The 19,063-nt window shown below is 69.7% G+C and carries 16 protein-coding genes; all 16 read left to right on the top strand.

The features are described 5' to 3' along the window. Window positions 1-7: 7 nt before the first annotated feature. The 16 genes from murF to dnaE all read left to right on the top strand — a co-directional run bounded on the left by murF (window position 8) and on the right by dnaE (window position 19,008). A complete protein-coding gene (murF, locus tag AB8M85_RS06105) occupies window positions 8-1,492 on the top strand; it encodes a UDP-N-acetylmuramoyl-tripeptide--D-alanyl-D-alanine ligase (RefSeq protein WP_372697895.1) in 1,485 nt (494 codons plus the stop codon). Then, window positions 1,489-2,595, top strand: coding sequence for a phospho-N-acetylmuramoyl-pentapeptide-transferase (mraY, locus tag AB8M85_RS06100; RefSeq protein WP_372697894.1), 1,107 nt, complete (start codon window positions 1,489-1,491; stop codon window positions 2,593-2,595). Before murF ends, mraY begins: the two co-directional genes overlap by 4 nt. Beyond that, complete coding sequence (murD, locus tag AB8M85_RS06095; protein ID WP_372697893.1) at window positions 2,577-4,118, top strand: UDP-N-acetylmuramoyl-L-alanine--D-glutamate ligase; 1,542 nt, start codon at window positions 2,577-2,579, stop codon at window positions 4,116-4,118. The genes mraY and murD overlap by 19 nt, the downstream gene beginning before the upstream one ends. A 111-nt stretch (window positions 4,119-4,229) precedes the next feature. After that, a complete protein-coding gene (ftsW, locus tag AB8M85_RS06090; RefSeq protein ID WP_372697892.1) occupies window positions 4,230-5,588 on the top strand; it encodes a putative lipid II flippase FtsW in 1,359 nt (452 codons plus the stop codon). Further along, window positions 5,585-6,727, top strand: coding sequence for an undecaprenyldiphospho-muramoylpentapeptide beta-N-acetylglucosaminyltransferase (murG, locus tag AB8M85_RS06085; protein WP_372697891.1), 1,143 nt, complete (start codon window positions 5,585-5,587; stop codon window positions 6,725-6,727). Before ftsW ends, murG begins: the two co-directional genes overlap by 4 nt. A 4-nt stretch (window positions 6,728-6,731) precedes the next feature. Further along, a complete protein-coding gene (murC, locus tag AB8M85_RS06080; protein WP_372697890.1) occupies window positions 6,732-8,129 on the top strand; it encodes a UDP-N-acetylmuramate--L-alanine ligase in 1,398 nt (465 codons plus the stop codon). Further along, window positions 8,126-8,869: a cell division protein FtsQ/DivIB gene (locus tag AB8M85_RS06075; protein WP_372697889.1), complete on the top strand. Its 744-nt coding sequence runs from the start codon at window positions 8,126-8,128 to the stop codon at window positions 8,867-8,869. Before murC ends, AB8M85_RS06075 begins: the two co-directional genes overlap by 4 nt. A 196-nt stretch (window positions 8,870-9,065) precedes the next feature. After that, complete coding sequence (ftsZ, locus tag AB8M85_RS06070) at window positions 9,066-10,292, top strand: cell division protein FtsZ (RefSeq protein ID WP_372697888.1); 1,227 nt, start codon at window positions 9,066-9,068, stop codon at window positions 10,290-10,292. Between the two features lie 83 nt (window positions 10,293-10,375). Continuing rightward, a complete protein-coding gene (locus tag AB8M85_RS06065) occupies window positions 10,376-11,146 on the top strand; it encodes a polyphenol oxidase family protein (RefSeq protein WP_372697887.1) in 771 nt (256 codons plus the stop codon). Window positions 11,147-11,155: 9 nt separating this feature from the next. Then, window positions 11,156-11,935, top strand: a complete 780-nt coding sequence (locus AB8M85_RS06060) for a YggS family pyridoxal phosphate-dependent enzyme (RefSeq protein WP_372697886.1) — start codon at window positions 11,156-11,158, stop codon at window positions 11,933-11,935. A gap of 67 nt (window positions 11,936-12,002) precedes the next feature. Beyond that, window positions 12,003-12,509: a cell division protein SepF gene (locus tag AB8M85_RS06055; RefSeq protein ID WP_372697885.1), complete on the top strand. Its 507-nt coding sequence runs from the start codon at window positions 12,003-12,005 to the stop codon at window positions 12,507-12,509. A 15-nt stretch (window positions 12,510-12,524) separates the two neighbouring features. Continuing rightward, entirely contained in the window at window positions 12,525-12,815 is a 291-nt protein-coding gene (locus AB8M85_RS06050; RefSeq protein WP_372697884.1) for a YggT family protein, read from the top strand. Between the two features lie 169 nt (window positions 12,816-12,984). Next, the gene (locus tag AB8M85_RS06045) at window positions 12,985-13,716 is read left to right on the top strand and encodes a DivIVA domain-containing protein (RefSeq protein ID WP_372697883.1); all 732 of its coding nucleotides are present in this window, start codon (window positions 12,985-12,987) and stop codon (window positions 13,714-13,716) included. A gap of 95 nt (window positions 13,717-13,811) precedes the next feature. Further along, window positions 13,812-14,399 (top strand): signal peptidase II, encoded by a 588-nt coding sequence (gene lspA, locus AB8M85_RS06040; RefSeq protein ID WP_372697882.1) that lies wholly within the window; start codon window positions 13,812-13,814, stop codon window positions 14,397-14,399. After that, the gene (locus AB8M85_RS06035) at window positions 14,396-15,331 is read left to right on the top strand and encodes an RluA family pseudouridine synthase (protein WP_372697881.1); all 936 of its coding nucleotides are present in this window, start codon (window positions 14,396-14,398) and stop codon (window positions 15,329-15,331) included. The genes lspA and AB8M85_RS06035 overlap by 4 nt, the downstream gene beginning before the upstream one ends. A 113-nt stretch (window positions 15,332-15,444) precedes the next feature. After that, the gene (gene dnaE, locus AB8M85_RS06030) at window positions 15,445-19,008 is read left to right on the top strand and encodes a DNA polymerase III subunit alpha (RefSeq protein ID WP_372697880.1); all 3,564 of its coding nucleotides are present in this window, start codon (window positions 15,445-15,447) and stop codon (window positions 19,006-19,008) included. Window positions 19,009-19,063 lie beyond the last annotated feature (55 nt).

Raw genomic sequence — 19,063 nt, 5'->3', positions numbered from 1 at the left:
GAGAGCCATGATTGAACTGACTGCAGCCGATATCGCGTCCATCACCGGCGGGCGCATCACGGCCACCGCCATGCCCGGGACCTCCGTGTCCGGCGTCGCCACGGACTCGCGCGAATGCGCCCCCGGCTGGCTGTTCGTCGCCAAACCCGGCGACGTGTCCGACGGACACCACTTCATCGACCGCGCCTTCGACGCCGGCGCTGTCCTGGCCCTGGCCGAACGCGAGACACTGGACGCCGCCGGTGCCGTCCACCCCGCAGTCGTCGTCGAGGATGCGGTCATCGCCATGGGCCGGCTCGCCGCCCACATCGTGGGCGTGCTGCGCGCCGGCGGAACGCAGGTGGTGGGCATCACCGGGTCCGCCGGCAAGACCACGACCAAGGACCTGCTCGCAGCGATCCTCTCCACCGCCGGCCCCACCGTGGCACCGATCGGCTCCTACAACGGCGAAGTCGGCGTTCCGTTGACCGTGTTCAACGCCACCGCCGACACCCGGTACCTGGTCATCGAGATGGGGGCCACCGGCATCGGGCACATCACCTACCTGACGGACATGGTCGGGCCCGGTACCGGCGTCGTGCTGTGCGTGGGAACCGCCCACGCCGGGGAGTTCGGTGGCGTGGAGAACATCGCCCGCGCCAAGGGCGAACTGGTCGAGGCCCTGCCGGCCGACGGCACCGCCATCCTGAACCTGGACGACCCCCGCGTCGCGGCCATGGCCTCGCGCACCGGCGCGACGGTCCTCGGATTCGGCATGGACGACGGCGGAACACCCGCCCCGGTCTCGGCCTCCGACATCGTCATCGGCGATGGCGGGTACCCCGAGTTCACCCTGGCACTGCCCGACGGCAGCACCCACCACGTGCGCGGCGGGTTGATCGGACGGCACCACGTCTCGAACATGCTGGCGGCGGCCGCCGCAGCCTACAGCCTGGGGATCGACGGGGCGACCATCGCGGCAACCTTGCAGGACCGCGGTCCCGCCAGCCGCTGGCGGATGGAACGCACCGAACGCGCAGACGGCGTGAGCATCATCAACGACGCGTACAACGCGAACCCCGAATCCATGCGTGCCGCCCTGCGCACGCTGGCCGAGCTGGGCCTGCCCGGCCCCGACGGCACGGCCCGCCGTACCTGGGCCGTGCTGGGCGAGATGCTCGAGCTGGGCGCGGAATCCGTGCACGAACACGACCTCGTCGGCCGCCTCGCGGTGCGACTGAACATCAAGAAGCTGGTGGTGGTCGGCCGGGGGGCGAAGGCCGCCCACAACTCAGCCGTGCTCGAAGGCAGCTGGGGGGACGAGGCGTACTACGTCGAGACCACCGACGACGCCGAGCGGCTGTTGCACGACCAGCTGGAACCCGGAGACATCGTCCTGTTCAAGTCCTCCAACTCATCCGGCCTGCGCCATCTGGGCGACCGTGTCGCCGCCGACACCGCGCCCACGGCGCCGGTCGCTCCGGTGGCCAGCGAAACAGGGGACGCCCGATGATCGCCCTGCTCATGGGCGCGACCATCGCGCTGATCCTCTCGTTCGCGGGGACCCCCGCCTTCATCAAGCTGCTGACCCGCAAGAGCTACGGCCAGTTCGTCCGCGACGACGGGCCGACCTCGCACCACACCAAGCGCGGTACCCCCACCATGGGCGGCGCCCTCATCGTGTTCGCGGTGCTCGTGGCCTACTTCGGCACGCATGGCATCCTGATGCTGACCGCTGACCATTCGCCAGGCCCCACGGCCAGCGGGCTGATCCTGCTGTTCCTCATGACCGGCATGGGCTTCGTGGGGTTCCTGGACGACTACATCAAGATCTCCAAGCAGCGCAGCCTCGGACTGCGGGCCTGGCAGAAGCTCACGCTCCAGGCAGCCGTCGGCATCATCTTCGCCGTCCTGGCGCTTCAGTTCCCGAACGGCAAGGGCCTCTCCCCGGCCTCGACCCACATCTCCTTCACCCGGGACACCGCGTTGGACCTGGCCTTTTTCGGGCCCGTCGTCGGGGCGATCCTGTTCATCATCTGGTCGAACGTGATCGTGACCGCGGCCACCAACGGCGTGAACCTCACCGACGGCCTCGACGGGCTGGCCACCGGGGCGTCGATCATGGTCTTCGGCGCCTACACGCTGATCGGGATCTGGCAGTTCAACCAGGCCTGCGGATCCTCCCGCTCCATCGGATCGGTGTGCTACGAGATCCGCGACCCCATGGACCTGGCACTGCTCGGCGCGATCCTCAGCGGCGCCCTCGTGGGCTTCCTCTGGTGGAACACCTCCCCGGCACAGATTTTCATGGGGGATACCGGCTCGCTGGCCATCGGCGGCGCCGTCGCGGCGTTCGCCATCCTCTCGCGCACCGAGATCCTCCTCATCGTGCTCGCCGGCCTGTTCGTGATCATCTCGCTCTCGGTCATCATCCAGGTCGGGTACTTCAAGATCTCCGGCGGCAAGCGGGTCTTCCTCATGGCACCGCTGCAACACCACTTCGAGCTCAAGGGCTGGGCCGAGGTCACCATCGTCGTCCGCTTCTGGATCCTGTGCGGCCTGCTCGTCGCCGCGGCCGCGGGGATCTTCTACGGCGAATGGGTGCTGGGGCTGTGAGCGCACGACTGGACCAGCTGACCAGCTGGGACGCCGACTGGAAGGGCCTGCGCGTCGTCGTGGCCGGCCTGGGACTGACCGGATTCTCGGCCGCCGACACCCTCATCGAACTCGGTGCCGCCGTCGTCGTCGTGGATTCCGGGGCCGGGGCCGAAAGCGCCTCCCGGGCCGACACGCTGCGCATCGTCGGCGCCCACGAGGTCCTGCTCGGCGACCAACACACCCGGGCACTGCCAAGCGTCGACGGGCAGCTAGCCGACCTCGTGGTCGCCTCGCCGGGCTGGGCGCCGCACCACCCCCTGCTGGCCGCGGCCGCCGACGCCGGGATCCCGATCTGGGGCGACGTCGAGCTGGCCTGGCGCGTCAACGAACGCGCCGGGCGCAAGAGCGCCGAATGGCTGGTCATCACGGGAACGAACGGCAAGACCACCACCGTCGGCATGACCGAGGCCATGCTGCAGGCCGCGGGGCTGCGAGCCGTCGCCGCGGGCAACGTCGGAACGCCCATTCTCGACGCGGTGCGCGACCCCGAGGGGTACGACGTGATCGCCGTCGAGCTCTCAAGTTTCCAACTGCACTACACCCACACCATGTCGCCGCTGGCCGCGGTGGTGTTGAACATCGCCCAGGACCACGTGGACTGGCACGGCTCCTTCGAGCAGTACCAGGCCGACAAGGCCAGGATCTACGAACGCACGCGCATCGCCGCGGTCTACAACGTCGACGCACCGGTGACCGAACGGATGGTCGAGGAGGCGGACGTCATCGAGGGCTGCCGGGCGATCGGCTTCACCACCGGGACGCCGGCCCGCAGCATGCTCGGCGTCGTCGACGACCTGCTGGTCGACCGGGCCTACCTCGAACAGCGCCAGGACACCGCCGCCGAACTCGCCTCGCTCGAGGACTTCGGAGGAGTGGCCCCACGGCACATGGTGGCCAACGCGCTGGCCGCAGCGGCCCTGGTCCGCGCCTACGGCGTCGAGCCAGGCGCCGTCCGCGAGGGACTGCGGGGGTTCGACCGCGGCGAGCACCGCATCCAGGCCGTCGCCCGGCGGGACGACATCCTGTGGATCAACGACTCCAAGGCCACGAACCCCCATGCCGCCGCGGCCTCGCTGGGCGCCTTCACCTCTGTCGTCTGGATCGCCGGCGGGCTGTCCAAGGGCGTGGACTACTCCGAACTGGTGACCCGGTTCGCCCCGAGGCTGCGCGCCGTGGTGCTCATCGGCACCGACACCAGCGCCCTGCGGGGCGCATTGGAACGACACGCGCCCATGGTGCAGGTGATCGAGGCGCCCGTAGGCGAAACTGGTACACAGACAGCGGACGCCTCGGACCGGCAGCAACGGGGAACCACGGTGATGGCCGCAGCCGTCGAAGCGGCGGCGGGCCTTGCCCAGGCCGGTGACACCGTGCTGATGGCCCCGGCGGCCGCGTCGATGGACCAATTCACCTCCTACGCACACCGCGGCAACGCCTTCATCGAAGCGGTCAGCCGGCTCATGGAGGACGAAGAGAACTAAGGAGTACGCGTGGAACCCCCCACAACACGCCCACCCGGAGGGTCGGGACGCAAGCCCCGGATCCGCAGGACGGGCAGCAGCGGGGGGACCAGCCGGCCGTCCGGCCGCGATATGTCCGCGACCCCGGCCGGGACCACGCGGGCTCCGGGAGCCGGGGCCACCCGGCCAGCCACCCCGCGGCAGGACCGTCCCGCCGTCGTCTCCCGCCGCCCGGCATCGGCTGCCAGCCGCGAGAAGGGCCGCGGCAGCGCCGCGGCCGCCGAAGGGCCCGTGACCCGCTTCTGGCGCTGGATCGAGGGCGATCCGCGCAAGGACGGCCGCACCGGCTACTACCTGATCCTGGGCAGCACGCTGGCGCTGACGGTGATCGGGCTGATGATGGTCCTCTCCTCCTCGTCCGTGGAGGCCATCAGCCAAAATCCCGATGCCTCCTCCTACGACCAGTTCGCCAAACAGGCCACCTGGTCGGTCGTCGGGGTCGTGATGATGCTCATCATCTCCCGCTTCCCCCTGCACTTGTTCAAGAAGCTGGCGTGGCCGGCCCTGTTCACCAGCGTGGTCCTGCTGTTGCTCGTGCTCACCCCGCTCGGGGTCGAGATCTACGGCAACCGCAACTGGCTCGCCATCGGCTCGTTCACGGCCCAGCCCTCCGAGGCAGCCAAGCTGGCCCTGGCCGTCTGGGCCGCCGCCGTGCTGAGCAAGAAGGCCAAGCTCATCGACCAGACCCCGCACGCGCTGATCCCGGTGCTCTTCCCCGGGGGCATCGTGCTGCTGGGCCTGGTGCTGGTCGGACACGACCTGGGCACGGCGCTGGTCATCGGACTGGTGCTGGTCGCCACGCTCTTCCTGGGCGGCGTGCGGCTCAAGCTCTTCGCCGTCGCCGGTGCCATCGGCGCCGCCGGCGCGATCCTGATGGTCCTGGTCTCCGGCAACCGCATGACCCGCATCTACGCGTGGCTGGGCCTGAACTGCGACACCCAGCCCGCCGCCTGCTACCAGTCCACCCAGGGCCTCTACGCGCTGGCCTCCGGCGGCTGGTGGGGCGTCGGGCTCGGGCAATCCCGGCAGAAGTGGAACTACATCCCCGAGGCCTCCAACGACTTCATCTTCACCATCCTGGGCGAGGAACTGGGCCTGCTGGGCACCATCGTCGTCCTGCTGCTGTTCGCGATCCTGGCCGTGGCGATGTACCGGGTCGCCGCACGGCACCAGGACAACTTCGTGCGGATCGCCACCGGCGGGATCATGGCCTGGCTGATCGGCCAGGCGTTCCTGAACATCGGCATGGTCACCGGGCTGCTGCCGGTCATCGGCGTCCCGCTGCCCTTCATCTCCTCGGGCGGTTCGGCGCTGATGCTGGCCCTGATGGCTGTCGGCGTCGTGCTCTGCTTTGCCCGGTCCCGTCCCGACGCGACGTCGGACCCCGCCGCCGCCACCCCGTCCGCCTCGACCAGGAAGAGCCCCCGATGACCCCCAGCCCCTCCGTGGTGATGGCCGGCGGCGGCACCGCCGGGCACGTGTCGCCGATGCTCGCCATCGCCGATGCCGTGCGAGCCGCCGAACCCCGGGCCGGGATCCGCATGGTCGGCACGCCGACCGGCATGGAGACCCGGCTCGTCCCGGCCGCCGGGTACGAGCTGGAGACGATCGCCCGCGTGCCGCTGCCGCGCCGCCCCTCCCCGGACCTGCTGAAGCTGCCGTGGCGCTTCGCGGCGGCGGTCCGCGGCGCCCGGAGGATCCTGCGCCGGGCGGAGGCAGACGTCGTCGTCGGGGTCGGCGGCTACGTCTGCACCCCGGTCTACCTGGCCGCCCGCAGCCTGTCGATCCCCGTCGTCGTGCACGAGGCCAACGCCAAGGCCGGGATCGCGAACAAGGTCGGCGCCCGCTTTGCCGCCGCCGTCGGCACCGCCTTCGAAGACACGGGCCTGCCCGGGGCCGAGCTGGTCGGGATGCCGATGCGCGCCCGGATCGCCGGGCTGGACCGTGCAGCCGCCCGGGAGGGCGCACGCAGCGCGCTCGGCCTCGACCCGCGGATCCCCACGCTGGTGGTCACCGGCGGATCCTCCGGCGCCCAGTCGATCAACCGGGCCCTCATCGCCGGCCTGCGGCGCCTGGCCGCCGAACCGGGCGGCCCCGGCTTCCAGACTCTGCACGTCACCGGCCAGGGCAAGGCCATGAGGGACGACGACGGGACCGCCCTGTCGCTGCCCGGCTACCACCAGGTCGAATACGTGGACGGCATGGACCAGGCGTATGCCGCCGCGGACCTGCTGGTGGCGCGCGCCGGGGCAGGGACGGTCTGCGAGGTCGCGGCCGTGGGCCTGCCTTCGATCCTCGTGCCGCTGCCCATCGGCAACGGCGAGCAGGCACTGAACGCCCGTGGCCTGGCCGGCGCCGGCGGCGCCGTCGTCGTCCCCGATGCGGAATTCACCGCCGACTACGTGGTGCGGGAGCTTCCCCAGCTGCTGGCCGACACCCCCCGGCTGGACACCATGGCCGCCGCAGCCGGCTCCCAGGGCCGCCGGGACGCCGCCGCCCGGATGGCCGGGATCGTGCTCGACACCGCACGGGCCCACACCGCCGGCGAGACGCCGCAGATGGGACACTAGGCACATGCAACAGCTACACGCCCTGGCCGACCTGGGCCGCGTCCACCTCATGGGCATCGGCGGTGTCGGGGTCTCCGCCGTCGCCCGCCTGATGCTCGCCCAGGGCGTCGCCGTCACCGGCAGCGACGCCAAGGAACTCCCCGTCCTGGACGAGCTGCGCGCCCTGGGCGCCGGCATCCACGTCGGGTACTCCGCGGCCGCCCTGCCGGAGGCCGACACCGTCGTCGTCTCCTCGGTCATCAAGGCCGGGAACCCCGAGTACGACGAGGCCCTCTCCCGCGGACTGCGGATCCTGCACCGGTCCGAGGGGCTGGCCGCGACCATGGACGGCCACCATGTCGTCGCCGTCTGCGGCACCCACGGCAAGACCACCACGACCTCGCTGATCGCCGTCATGCTGCGCGAGGCCGGGCTCTCCCCGTCCTTTGCCATCGGGGCGAACGTGGCGGGGCTGGGGGTCAACGCCGAACACGGCGCGGGCCGGATCTTCGTGGCCGAGGCGGATGAATCCGATGCCTCGTTCCTGAACTACCGCCCGGACGCGATCGTGGTGACCAACATCGAGGCCGACCACCTCGACCACTACGGCACCGAAGCCGCCGTCCACGAGAGCTTCCACCGCTTTGCCGACCTGCTGCCCGATGGCGGTCTGCTGGTCGCCTGCGCCGACGACCCCGGCGCCTGGGCGCTGGCCCAGCGCATCCGCCGCGAACGCCCGCTGGTACGCGTGCAGACCTACGGCTTCTCGGACGCCGCCGATCGCCGGCTGGGCGATGCCGCCCCGGAGGGTGGCCGCTATGCCTGCCAGCTGGACTGGGGGAGCGGCGAATCCCACCGGCTGTCGCTGGCCGTCCCGGGGGACCACAACCTGCTCAACGCCGCCGCGGCCTTCGCCATCGGACTGGACTGCGGGCTGGAACCGGAGGCGGCGGCGGCGGGCCTGGCGGCCTTCGCCGGTGCCGCCCGGCGTTTCGAGTTCCGCGGCGAGGCCTCCGGCGTGCGCGTCTACGACGACTACGCCCACCACCCCACCGAGGTCCTGGCCGCACTGCGCGCGGGCCGGTCGGTGGCCGGTGACCGGGGCCGTGTGCACGTGGTCTTCCAGCCCCACCTGTTCACCCGGACCCGGGAGTTCTGGGCGCAGTTCGCCCAGGCGCTCTCGCTGGCCGACACCGCGCTGGTCCTGGACATCTATCCGGCCCGCGAGCAGCCGTTGCCCGGGGTGACCGCCGCGCTCGTCGCCGATGCCCTCGAGACCGACGGCGGACTGGTGGGCCGCGACGAGGTGGCCGACCGGATCGCCGAGGCGGCGCGCCGCGGCGACATCGTGATGACCATCGGCGCCGGGGACGTCACCGAGCTCGGCCAGGACATCGTGGCGACGTTGGGCACCGGCGCATGAGCCGCGGCCCCGCCGAGGGCGCGAACGTCCTCGCCCTGCCCGAGGCCCCCGGCCGGCGTCTGCGCCGCCGCGTGCTGTGGATCGGCGGGTCCGTGGTGGCGGCCATCGTCGCGCTGATGCTCGTGCTGCTGTACTCCCCGCTGCTGGCGGTCCAGACGATCACCGTCGAGGGCAACAAGCTGGTGTCCACGAAGACCATCAACCAGTCGCTGGAGCCACTCAAGGGCACCCCGCTGCCGCGGATCGGCCCGGCATCGGTCAAGGAACTGCTGGCCAACCAGCTGCCGATCCGGGACGTGATCGTCCAGGCCCACGCGCCGGGCACCCTCGAGGTGCAGATCGTGGAGTACTCCCCGGTCGCCATCGTGAAGAACGGCTCCTCCTCGTACGACGTCGTGGCCGAGGACGGCCGGACGCTCAGCACGGTCAAGAAGCGCACCAGCGTGAAGCTGCCGCTGATCGACGGGAAGAAGTCGACGCAGGATCCGAAGGTCTTCGCCTCGCTGACCCATGTCCTGGCCGCGTTGCCGCCATCGGCACTGAAGAAGCTGGACCATGCCAGCGCGCAGACGGTCGACTCCGTGGAGTTGACGTTGAAGGACGGGAAGACGGTCCTGTGGGGCAGCGACGAGCGCAGCGGCGACAAGGCCCGCGTGCTCACCGCGTTTCTGAAGGACAAGAAGCAGCAGGGCGTCGACACCTTCGACGTGAGCACCCCCGACCATCCGGTCACGCGGTGAGCGCGACGGCACCGGCGGGGGAACGCCGCAGGACAATGGAGCGACACGCGGCGGCGGTCGTTGCATGCCGGGGACGCAAAACATAGCGTCTTACTAGCAGTTACTTGACATAACTCTAACCCTCAAGTTGAGGGTTAAGGTTGGTCCAGTTGAAGCTTCCGAGACTCAGCAGCACATCGAACAAGGGACACAGGACGTGGCAGCTCCACAGAACTACCTCGCCGTCATCAAGGTCGTCGGTATCGGCGGTGGCGGCGTCAACGCCGTGAACCGCATGATCGAGGTCGGCCTTCGCGGCGTCGAATTCATTGCGATCAACACCGACGCGCAGGCGCTCCTCATGAGTGACGCCGACGTGAAGCTCGACGTGGGGCGCGAACTGACCCGTGGCCTCGGCGCGGGCGCCAACCCGGAGGTCGGCCGCCAGGCGGCCGAGGACCACGCCGAGGAGATCGAGGAGGTCATGCGCGGCGCCGACATGGTCTTCGTCACCGCCGGCGAAGGCGGCGGCACCGGCACCGGCGGCGCCCCCGTCGTGGCCCGCATCGCCCGCTCGCTCGGCGCCCTGACCATCGGCGTGGTCACCCGCCCGTTCACGTTCGAGGGCCGCCGCCGCGCGACCTCGGCCGAGTCGGGCATCGACGCCCTGCGTGACGAGGTCGACACCCTGATCGTCATCCCGAACGACCGGCTGCTCTCGATCAGCGACCGCAACGTCTCGGTGCTTGATGCCTTCCGGTCCGCCGACCAGGTGCTGCTGTCCGGCGTCCAGGGCATCACCGACCTGATCACCACCCCGGGCCTGATCAACCTCGACTTCGCCGACGTGAAGTCCGTGATGCAAGGGGCCGGTTCCGCGCTGATGGGCATCGGTTCCGCGCGCGGCGACGACCGTGCCGTCAAGGCAGCGGAACTGGCCATCGCCTCGCCGCTGCTCGAGGCCTCCATCGACGGTGCCCATGGCGTGCTGCTCTCCATTCAGGGCGGATCCGATCTCGGCCTGTTCGAGATCAACGAGGCGGCCCGCCTGGTCCAGGAAGTGGCCCACCCCGAGGCCAACATCATCTTCGGCGCCGTCATCGACGACGCCCTCGGCGACGAGGCCCGCGTGACGGTCATCGCCGCCGGATTCGACCAGGTCGACGTCACCAGCGCCCCGGCCCAGCCGAAGCAGATGCCCCAGCAGAACACCGCGCAGCAGGCACCCCAGCAGGCCATCCCGACGACGGTGCCGGGCACCATCCCGCTGGCCCCCGCCCAGGGAGCCGCATCGGCGCAGTCCAGCCAGTCCGGCTTCTCCGCATCCTCCGCACCGGAGGCTGCCCCGGCCGCCTCCGGATACGAGGAGCTGCCCAACGTCGTCGAGCAGGACCTCACGTCCTCCTCGCACGACGACCTGGACGTCCCCGACTTCCTGAAGTAGCCCCCACGGGGCCCCGGCCGGCCCCGACGGCGCGTTGCCCGACCGGGCGGCGCGCCGTCGTCCCATCCACGAGGAGGTCGGCCATGCTCCGCTTCGACTTCGACGGCACGACGGCGGCCCATCTCGCCTTCACCTCGGCCACCGAGGGGAACCTGGCGCTGCACGTCGGGGACCGCGCGGACGCCGTCCTGGAACGACGCCGCTGCCTCGAGGCGTCCCTGGGACTCGACGCCGGGGCGCTGCAGTTCATGAACCAGACGCATTCGATCCGCGTGCACCGGGTTCCCGGAACCACCGAGGCCGGGCAACCGGCCGAAACCGCCGCACCGGCGGCCGCCGACACCGGCCCGGGATGGGGACCCGACGCCGATGCCATGGTCTGCGCCGACGGCTCGGTACCCCTGGCGGTCATGGTCGCCGACTGCCTGCCCGTGGTCTTCGCCGCCTCGACCCACAACGGCGGCCTGGCCACCGCCGTGGCCCACGCAGGCCGGAAGGGCCTGCTCGGGGGGATCCTGCAGCAAACGATCCAGGCGCTTCGGCACTGCGGAGCCGACGACATCCACGCGTGGATCGGCCCGGCCGTCTGCGGCGCCTGCTACGAGGTCCCGGCCGCGATGGCCTCCGAGGCCGACGCCGAGCTGCCGGGCGTTGCGGCCACCACGTCCTGGGGCACCCCGTCACTGGACCTGCCCGGAGCGGCCGCCCGGCAGCTGGCCGGGCTCGGGGTCCAGGTAACCTCCACGGGGATCTGCACCCTGGAGGACCCCCGCTATTTCTCGTACCGCCGCGATCCCCGCACGGGACGCCTGGCGGGCATCATCTGGCCGGCCGGATCCGGCACGGCCGCCTAGGAGGACCGCATGACCCCGCTGGAGACGACCCCGGATGGCACCGACCGCCGCACCGACCTGGAGCAGCGGTTGGACGCGGTGCACTCGCGCATCACCGCGGCCACCGCAGCGGCCGGCCGCACCCGGGAGCCCCAACTGGTGGTGGTCACGAAGTTCTTCCCCGCCACCGACGTCCGCCTGCTCCACGGCCTGGGCGTGCGCCACGTGGGGGAGAACCGTGACCAGGAAGCCTCCGCGAAGGCCGCCGAGCTGGCCGATCTCGAGCTGGACTGGCACTTCATCGGCCAGCTGCAGGCCAACAAGGCCAAAACCGTGGTGCGGTACGCCCGTGCCGTGCATTCGCTGGACCGCGACTCCCTGGCAGCGGCCTTGGGCAAGGCCATGCGACGGGAAAACGAACGCCGCGCCGAGCTGGGCGACGCACCCCGCGCTGCCTTGGAGACGCTGATCCAGGTGGACCTGCGTGATGCCACGGACGCGGCCGGGAACGAGTCCGGAACCGCCCGCGGCGGCGCCGATCCCGCAGAGGTCGGCCGGCTGGCGGACCAGGTGGCGGAGACCGACGGCCTCGCACTGCGCGGCCTCATGGCCGTCGCCCCCCTGGGCGAGGACCCGACCCCGGCCTTCGAACGCCTCGCGCGGATCGCCGAGGAGGTGCGGTCCAACCATCCGCAGGCCACCTGGATCTCGGCGGGCATGAGCCACGACCTGGAGCAGGCCGTGGCGGCGGGGGCGACACACCTCCGTGTCGGCTCCGATGTCCTCGGTCCCCGCCCACCGGTGCTGTAGCGTCATTCCCAGCGGAGACTCACGCGGGAGAAGACCCCTCGCCGCGCACGATCATAAGGAGAAGACCATGGCTGGCGCCTTGCGCAAGACAATGATCTACCTGGGACTCGCCGACGGTGACGAGCACTACGAGGACGAGAACAACGAGGTCGCCGAGCAGCGGCGGCCCGAACCCGCCCGCGTGGAGCCGGAGAAGGCCCCGGTGGCCCTCGCCGCGGAACCGGAGACGGAATACCGGGCACCGGTCACCCCCATCAAGCGCGCGCCTTCTTCCAGGGACGAGGATTTTTCATTGCGGCAGATCACCACGGTTCACCCCCGCTCCTACAACGACGCCAAGATCATCGGCGAGAGCTTCCGTGACGGCATCCCGGTCATCATGAACGTCACCGACATGGGCGAGGGCGACGCCAAGCGCCTGGTCGACTTCTCCGCCGGTCTGGTGTTCGGGCTGCACGGCAGCATCGAGCGGGTCACCAACAAGGTGTTCCTGCTCTCACCGGCGACGGTCGAGGTCCTGGGCGAGGACAAGAAGTCCTCCGAGGACACCGCGACGTTCTTCAACCAGAGCTAGCAGCCGCCCCGCACCGTGAATATTCTCCTTGGACTCATCTATGCGGTCCTGACCGTCATCCAGGTCCTGCTCATGCTCAGGATCGTCTACGACATCGTGCAGATGTTCGCCCGCTCCTGGCGACCGCGCGGGCTGGCGCTGATCGTGGCCAGCTTCGTCTACCGGATCACCGACCCGCCGATGCGCTGGCTCCGCTCCCGCATCAAACCGCTGGACCTGGGCGGCATGCGCCTGGACCTGGCGTTCCTGATCCTCTACTTCGCCGTCATCATCGCCAAGGTGATCGTGCTGAACATCGGGGGATAGGGTCTTCCGCCGCGGATCGTTGCGGGGTTAGTCTTCGATGCGCGAAACGTTATAGTCTTGAAATAGGAAGCTGGCCGGGCCATTACCGGCCCAGTCCATACAACCGGTGTAATCGCCCTCGGGCCGCAATCAGGCGGCCGGGGAGAGAACTAAGTATCGAGGTGACCAGATGGCGCTCACGCCTGAAGATGTAGTCAACAAACGTTTCCAGCCGACCAAGTTCCGGGAAGGCTACGATCAGGACGAAGTTGACGACTTCCTGGACGAGATCGTCGTCGAACTCCGCAGACTGAACCAGGAGAACGAGGAACTGCGCCAGCGTGTCAGCGAGCTGGGCGGCTCCGACGCCGAGACCGGCAGCGTTCCCGCACCCGTCGCCGCGGCACCGGCCACCGAGGCCGCACCCGCCGCCGACGAGAAGCCCGTGGTGGGCACCGTCGACCAGGACAACGACGCCGCCGAAGCAGCCGCCGGCGACGCCACCGCCCAGGACGCCGCCTCCAAGGCACCTGCCGCACCGGCTGCCCCCGCAGCCGAAACAGCCGCTCCCGCCCCGTCCGCGGCAGCCAGCGGCGGCTCGGCCGAGTCCGCCGCCGGCGTGTTGGCCATGGCCCAGCGCCTGCACGACGAGTACGTCGGCGCCGGCGTCGAGCAGCGCGACAAGATCATCGCCGAGGCCCAGCAGCAGGCCGCCAAGCTCGTCTCCGACGCCGAGGACAAGAGCACCAAGACGCTCAACTCCCTCGAAGAGCAGAAGTCGGTCCTCGAACGCAAGCTGGACCAGCTGCGCGGCTTCGAGCGCGACTACCGCTCCCGCTTGAAGTCCTACATCGAGGGCCAGCTCCACGACCTCGAGGCCCAAGGGTCGATCTCGACCCCCGACGCCAAGGACAAGGCCTAGCCACCCCTTGCCGGCGCACGGCACGTGCCGTGCGCCCGCACCAGTGAATGTCGGCGGCCGGGATACCCGGCCGCCGACGGCATGTTAAGGACACGATGGACCAGGATCCAGGAGCACGACCCGACGACGCCGACGAGGCGGCCGGGCCCCGCAGCGGTGGCCGCGGCGCACTGATCGCCATCACGCTGCTGATTGCCGTGTTCGGCATCGGCCTGGACCAGGCGACCAAGGCGCTGGTGCAGGCCAACATGCAGCTCGGCGAGCAGATCGACGTCATCGGGTCCGTGCTCAGCTGGCACTACATCCTCAACCCGGGCGCTGCCTTTTCCATGGGCACGTCCGTGACCTGGATCTTCACGATCGTCATGGCCGTGGTCGTGGTGTATGTGCTGACGCTGTTGCGCAAGCTGCGCTCGCGGCTGTGGGCGGTGGCCCTGGGGGGACTGCTGGCCGGGGCCTGCGGGAACCTCATCGACCGGCTGTTCCGGGAACCGTCCTTCGGCATGGGCCACGTCGTGGACTTCATCGGCGTGCGGAACTTCGCCATCTTCAACGTGGCCGACTCCTTCGTCGTGTGCTCGATGATCGGCATCTGCCTGCTGCTCTTCCGGGGCATCGGCGTCGACGGACTGCCCGTCGAGGACAAGTCCGAGCGCAAGGGCAGGGAAGCCGGGACGCCGTGACCGGGCATTCCATCACCGTCGCCGCCGGGGACGCCGGCGGCAGGATCGACGCCGTCGTGGCCGCCGCGCTGGACGTGGCCCGAACCGCCGCCGCCGCGTGGTGCAGCGGCGGACACGTGCTGCTCAACGGCAGGCCCGTCTCCAAATCACGCAAGGTCGTGGCCGGCGACACCATCACCATCGATCCGCCCGAGGAAACCGATCCGCTGGAAGTGAGGGCCGAATACGTGGAAGCCATGGCGATCCTGGCCGAGGACGACGACTACGTGGTGATCGACAAGCCGGTCGGCGTCGCGGCACACCCCTCCCCGGGCTGGGTCGGGCCGACCGTCGTGGGCGCCCTGCTCGCCGCGGGCTACCGCATCTCCACCTCCGGGGCCCCCGAACGCCAGGGGATCGTGCACCGGCTCGACGTCGGGACTTCCGGGGCCATGGTCGTGGCCAAGACCGAACGGGCCTACACCGCCCTGAAGCGCGCCTTCAAGGAACGCACCCCGGCCAAGACCTACCACGCCCTCGTCCAGGGGCTGCCCGATCCGCTGGAGGGCACGATCAACGCGCCGATCGGCCGCCACCCCGGGCACGACTGGAAGTTCGCGGTGCTGGAGGACGGCCGGGACTCGGTGACGCACTACAAGGTGCTGGAGGCCTTCGGCCGGGCCAGCCTGGTGGAGGTCGAACTCGAGACCGGACGCACCCACCAGATCCGCGTCCACTTCTCGGCGCTGCGCCACCCCTGTGCCGGCGACCAGACCTACGGCGCGGACCCCCGCCTCGCCGCCGCCCTGGGGCTGACCCGGCAGTGGCTGCATGCCCACCGGCTCGGCTTCCCGCACCCGGTCTCGGGGGAGTGGGTGCAGGTCGAAAGCGACTACCCGCGGGACCTGGCCCACGCCCTGGAGATCATGCGCGACGGGGACCTGCGCTACTGACCCGGGTCCCGGCGTCGTGCACCACCGGCGGTCGGCGGACGAGCCGCGTGGGGATCATCACCCACCCCGCGCGGGGTCCTCGGACACCGCCTCCAGAGGCCTAGACTGGATCGGTGGCCAGCTCAAAACGTGACGGATTCGTCCACCTCCATACGCACACCGAATACTCGATGCTCGACGGCGCGGCGCGCCTGACCGACCTGTTCGAGGAGACCGAACGCCTGGGCATGCCCGCCCTGGCCACCACCGACCACGGCTACCTGTTCGGGGCCTTCGACTTCTGGAACAAGGCCACCAACGCCGGCATCAAACCCATCATCGGGGTCGAGGCCTACGTCACCCCCGGGACCGCGCGGACCGACAAGACCCGCGTGCGCTGGGGCGAACAGCACCAGAAGCGCGACGACATCTCCGGCGGCGGCGCCTACACGCACATGACGCTGCTCAGCCGCAACAACGAGGGCATGCGCAACCTCTTCCGCGCCTCCTCGATCGGCTCGCTGGACTCGGTGTTCGGCAAGTGGCCGCGACTGGACCGCGAACTGCTTCAGCAGTACAGCGGCGGGCTCATCGCCACCACCGGCTGCCCCTCGGGCGAGATCCAGACCCGGCTGCGGCTGGGCCAGTACGAGGAGGCCAAGCAGGCCGCCAGCGAGTACCGCGACATCTTCGGCGCCGAGAACTACTACTGCGAGCTGATGGACCACGGCCTGGAAATCGAACGCCGGGCCACCAAGGACCTGCTGCGCCTGGCCAAGGAGCTGGACATCCCGCTGGTGGCCACCAACGACCTGCACTACACCCACGAACACGACGCCAAGGCGCACGAGGCGCTGCTGGCCATCCAGTCCGGGTCCACGCTGCTCGAGCCCAGCTACGACCAGGGCGGATCGCGCTTCGCGTTCTCGGGCACCGGGTTCTACCTGAAGTCCCCGCAGGAGATGCGCACCCTGTTCGCCGAGTTCCCCGAGGCCTGCGACAACACCCTGGACATCGCCGAACGCTGCGAGGTCTCCTTCAACACGGATGCGAACTACATGCCGAAGTTCCCGTGCCCGCCGGGGGAGGACGAGACCAGCTGGCTGGTCAAGGAGGTCGACGCCGGGCTGGCATACCGGTACCCCAACGGGGTCCCGGACGCCTCGCGCAAGCAGGCGGACTACGAGCTGGACATCATCACGAAGATGGGCTTCCCCGGCTACTTCCTGGTCGTGGCCGACTTCATCAACTGGTCCAAGGACAACGGCATCCGCGTCGGACCCGGCCGTGGTTCCGGCGCCGGGTCCATGGTCGCCTACGCCATGCGCATCACCGACCTGGATCCGCTGCAGCACGGGCTGATCTTCGAGCGCTTCCTGAACCCCGAACGCGTCTCCATGCCCGACTTCGACGTCGACTTCGATGACCGGCGCCGCGCGGAGGTCATCAAATACGTGACCGAGAAGTACGGCGACGAACGCGTGTCGATGATCGTGACCTACGGGTCGATCAAGACCAAGCAGGCGCTGAAGGACTCCGCCCGCGTGATGGGCCACCCCTTCAGCATGGGCGAGACGCTGACCAAGGCCCTTCCGCCGGCCGTCATGGCCAAGGACATCCCGCTGGCGGACATCGAGGACAGCAAGGCCAAGCGCTACGCCGAAGCCGCCGATTTCCGCCAGCTGATCTCCAACGACCCGGAGGCCGCGAAGGTCTTCGAGACCGCGAAGGGCATCGAGGGGCTCAAGCGCCAGTGGGGCGTCCACGCGGCAGGGGTGATCATGTCCTCGGACCCGATCATCGACGTCGTGCCCATCATGCGCCGGTTCCAGGACGGGCAGGTCATCACCCAGTTCGACTACCCGACCTGCGAGGGCCTGGGGCTGATCAAGATGGACTTCCTGGGCCTGCGGAACCTGACGATCATTTCCGACGCCATCGAGAACATCAAGATCAACCGCGGCGTGGACCTGGACCTCGAGCACCTCGAGGTCGACGACCGGGCCTCCTACGAGCTGCTGGCCCGCGGCGACACCCTCGGGGTCTTCCAGCTCGACGGCGGACCCATGCGCTCGCTGCTGCGCCTGATGCGGCCGGACAACTTCGAGGACATCTCCGCCGTCATCGCCCTGTACCGGCCGGGCCCGATGGGCGCGAACTCGCACAACAACTACGCGCTGCACAAGAACGGGCTGCAGGAGATCACCCCGATCCACCCCGAGCTCGAGGAGCCGCTGGCCGAGATCCTGAACACCACCTACGGGTTGATCGTGTACCAGGAGCAGGTCATGGCCATCGCGCAGAAGGTCGCCGGGTACTCGCTCGGCCAGGCAGACATCCTGCGCCGGGCGATGGGCAAGAAGAAGAAGGCCGAGCTGGACAAGCAGTACGCCGGCTTCCACCAGGGCATGCTCGACAACGGGTTCTCCGAGGCCGCGGTCAAGTCCCTGTGGGACATCCTGCTGCCCTTCTCCGACTACGCGTTCAACAAGGCCCACTCCGCGGCCTACGGCCTGGTCTCCTACTGGACCGCCTACCTCAAGGCCCACTACCCGGCCGAGTACATGGCCGCCCTGCTCACCAGCGTGGGCGATGACAAGGACAAATCGGCCCTCTACCTCAACGAATGCCGGCACATGGGCATCACCGTGCTGCCGCCGGACGTGAACGAGTCCCAGCTGAACTTCACCCCGGTCGGCGACGACATCCGCTTCGGCATGGGCGCCATCCGCAATGTCGGATCCAACGTCGTCAACGCGATGGTCGAGTCCCGCGGGGAGAAGGGCAACTTCGAGACCTTCAGCGACTTCCTGCAGAAGGTCCCCGCCGTGGTCTGCAACAAGCGCACCATCGAATCGCTGGTCAAGGCCGGTGCCTTCGACTCCATGGGCCACCCCCGCCGGGCGCTGGCCATGATCCACGAGGAAGCCGTCGACTCGGTGATCGTGCTCAAGCGCAACGAGGCGGCGAACCAGTTCGACCTGTTCAGCGCGCTCGACGACCCCGCCGCCGGCGCCGGGCTGGCGATCGAGGTCCCCGACCTGCCCGAATGGGAAAAGAAGGACAAACTCTCCTTCGAACGCGACATGCTCGGCCTCTACGTCTCGGACCATCCGCTGCAGGGGCTGGGCAGCCTGCTGGAGCAGCACGCCGACCTCTCCATCACCCAGGTGCTCTCCGAGGACGGTCCGCGCGACGGGCAGATCGTGACGATCTCCGGGATGATCACCTCCCTGCAGCGTCGCATCGCGAAGAACAGCGGCAATCCTTACGCCCGCTGCGAGGTGGAGGACCTGGGCGGTTCCATGGAGGTCATGTTCTTCGGCCAGGCCTATGGGCCGATTGCCAGCGTGCTGGCCGAGGACCTGATCGTGGTGGTCAAGGGCCGGTTGCAGCGCCGTGACGACGGTGCCGTGTCGCTGAACGCCCAGGAACTGACGATCCCGGAAATCAGCGAGGACGGCCTGGCCGGTCCGGTGGTCATCTCCATGCCTGCCCACAAGGCCACCGAGAACGTCGTGGCGCAGCTCGGCGAGGTCCTGCAGACCCACTCGGGCAACACCGAGGTGCGCGTGAAGCTCTCCGGGACCCGCAGCGTCGAGCTCATGCGCCTGGGCATCGAGTTCCGGGTCAACCCCAACCCGGCACTCTTCGGCGACCTCAAGGTCCTGCTGGGACCGGCCTGCCTGGACATCTGAGGTCCACGGGGCGCCGCAACAGTCGGCGCCCCGGTGGGCCGCGGCGTAAACTTGG

The sequence above is a fragment of the Arthrobacter sp. JSM 101049 genome (genome assembly GCF_041679245.1).
Taxonomy (GTDB): domain Bacteria; phylum Actinomycetota; class Actinomycetes; order Actinomycetales; family Micrococcaceae; genus Arthrobacter_H.
Note: the sequence above shows the minus strand (reverse complement) of the source record. Positions and strands in the feature narration are given on the sequence as shown.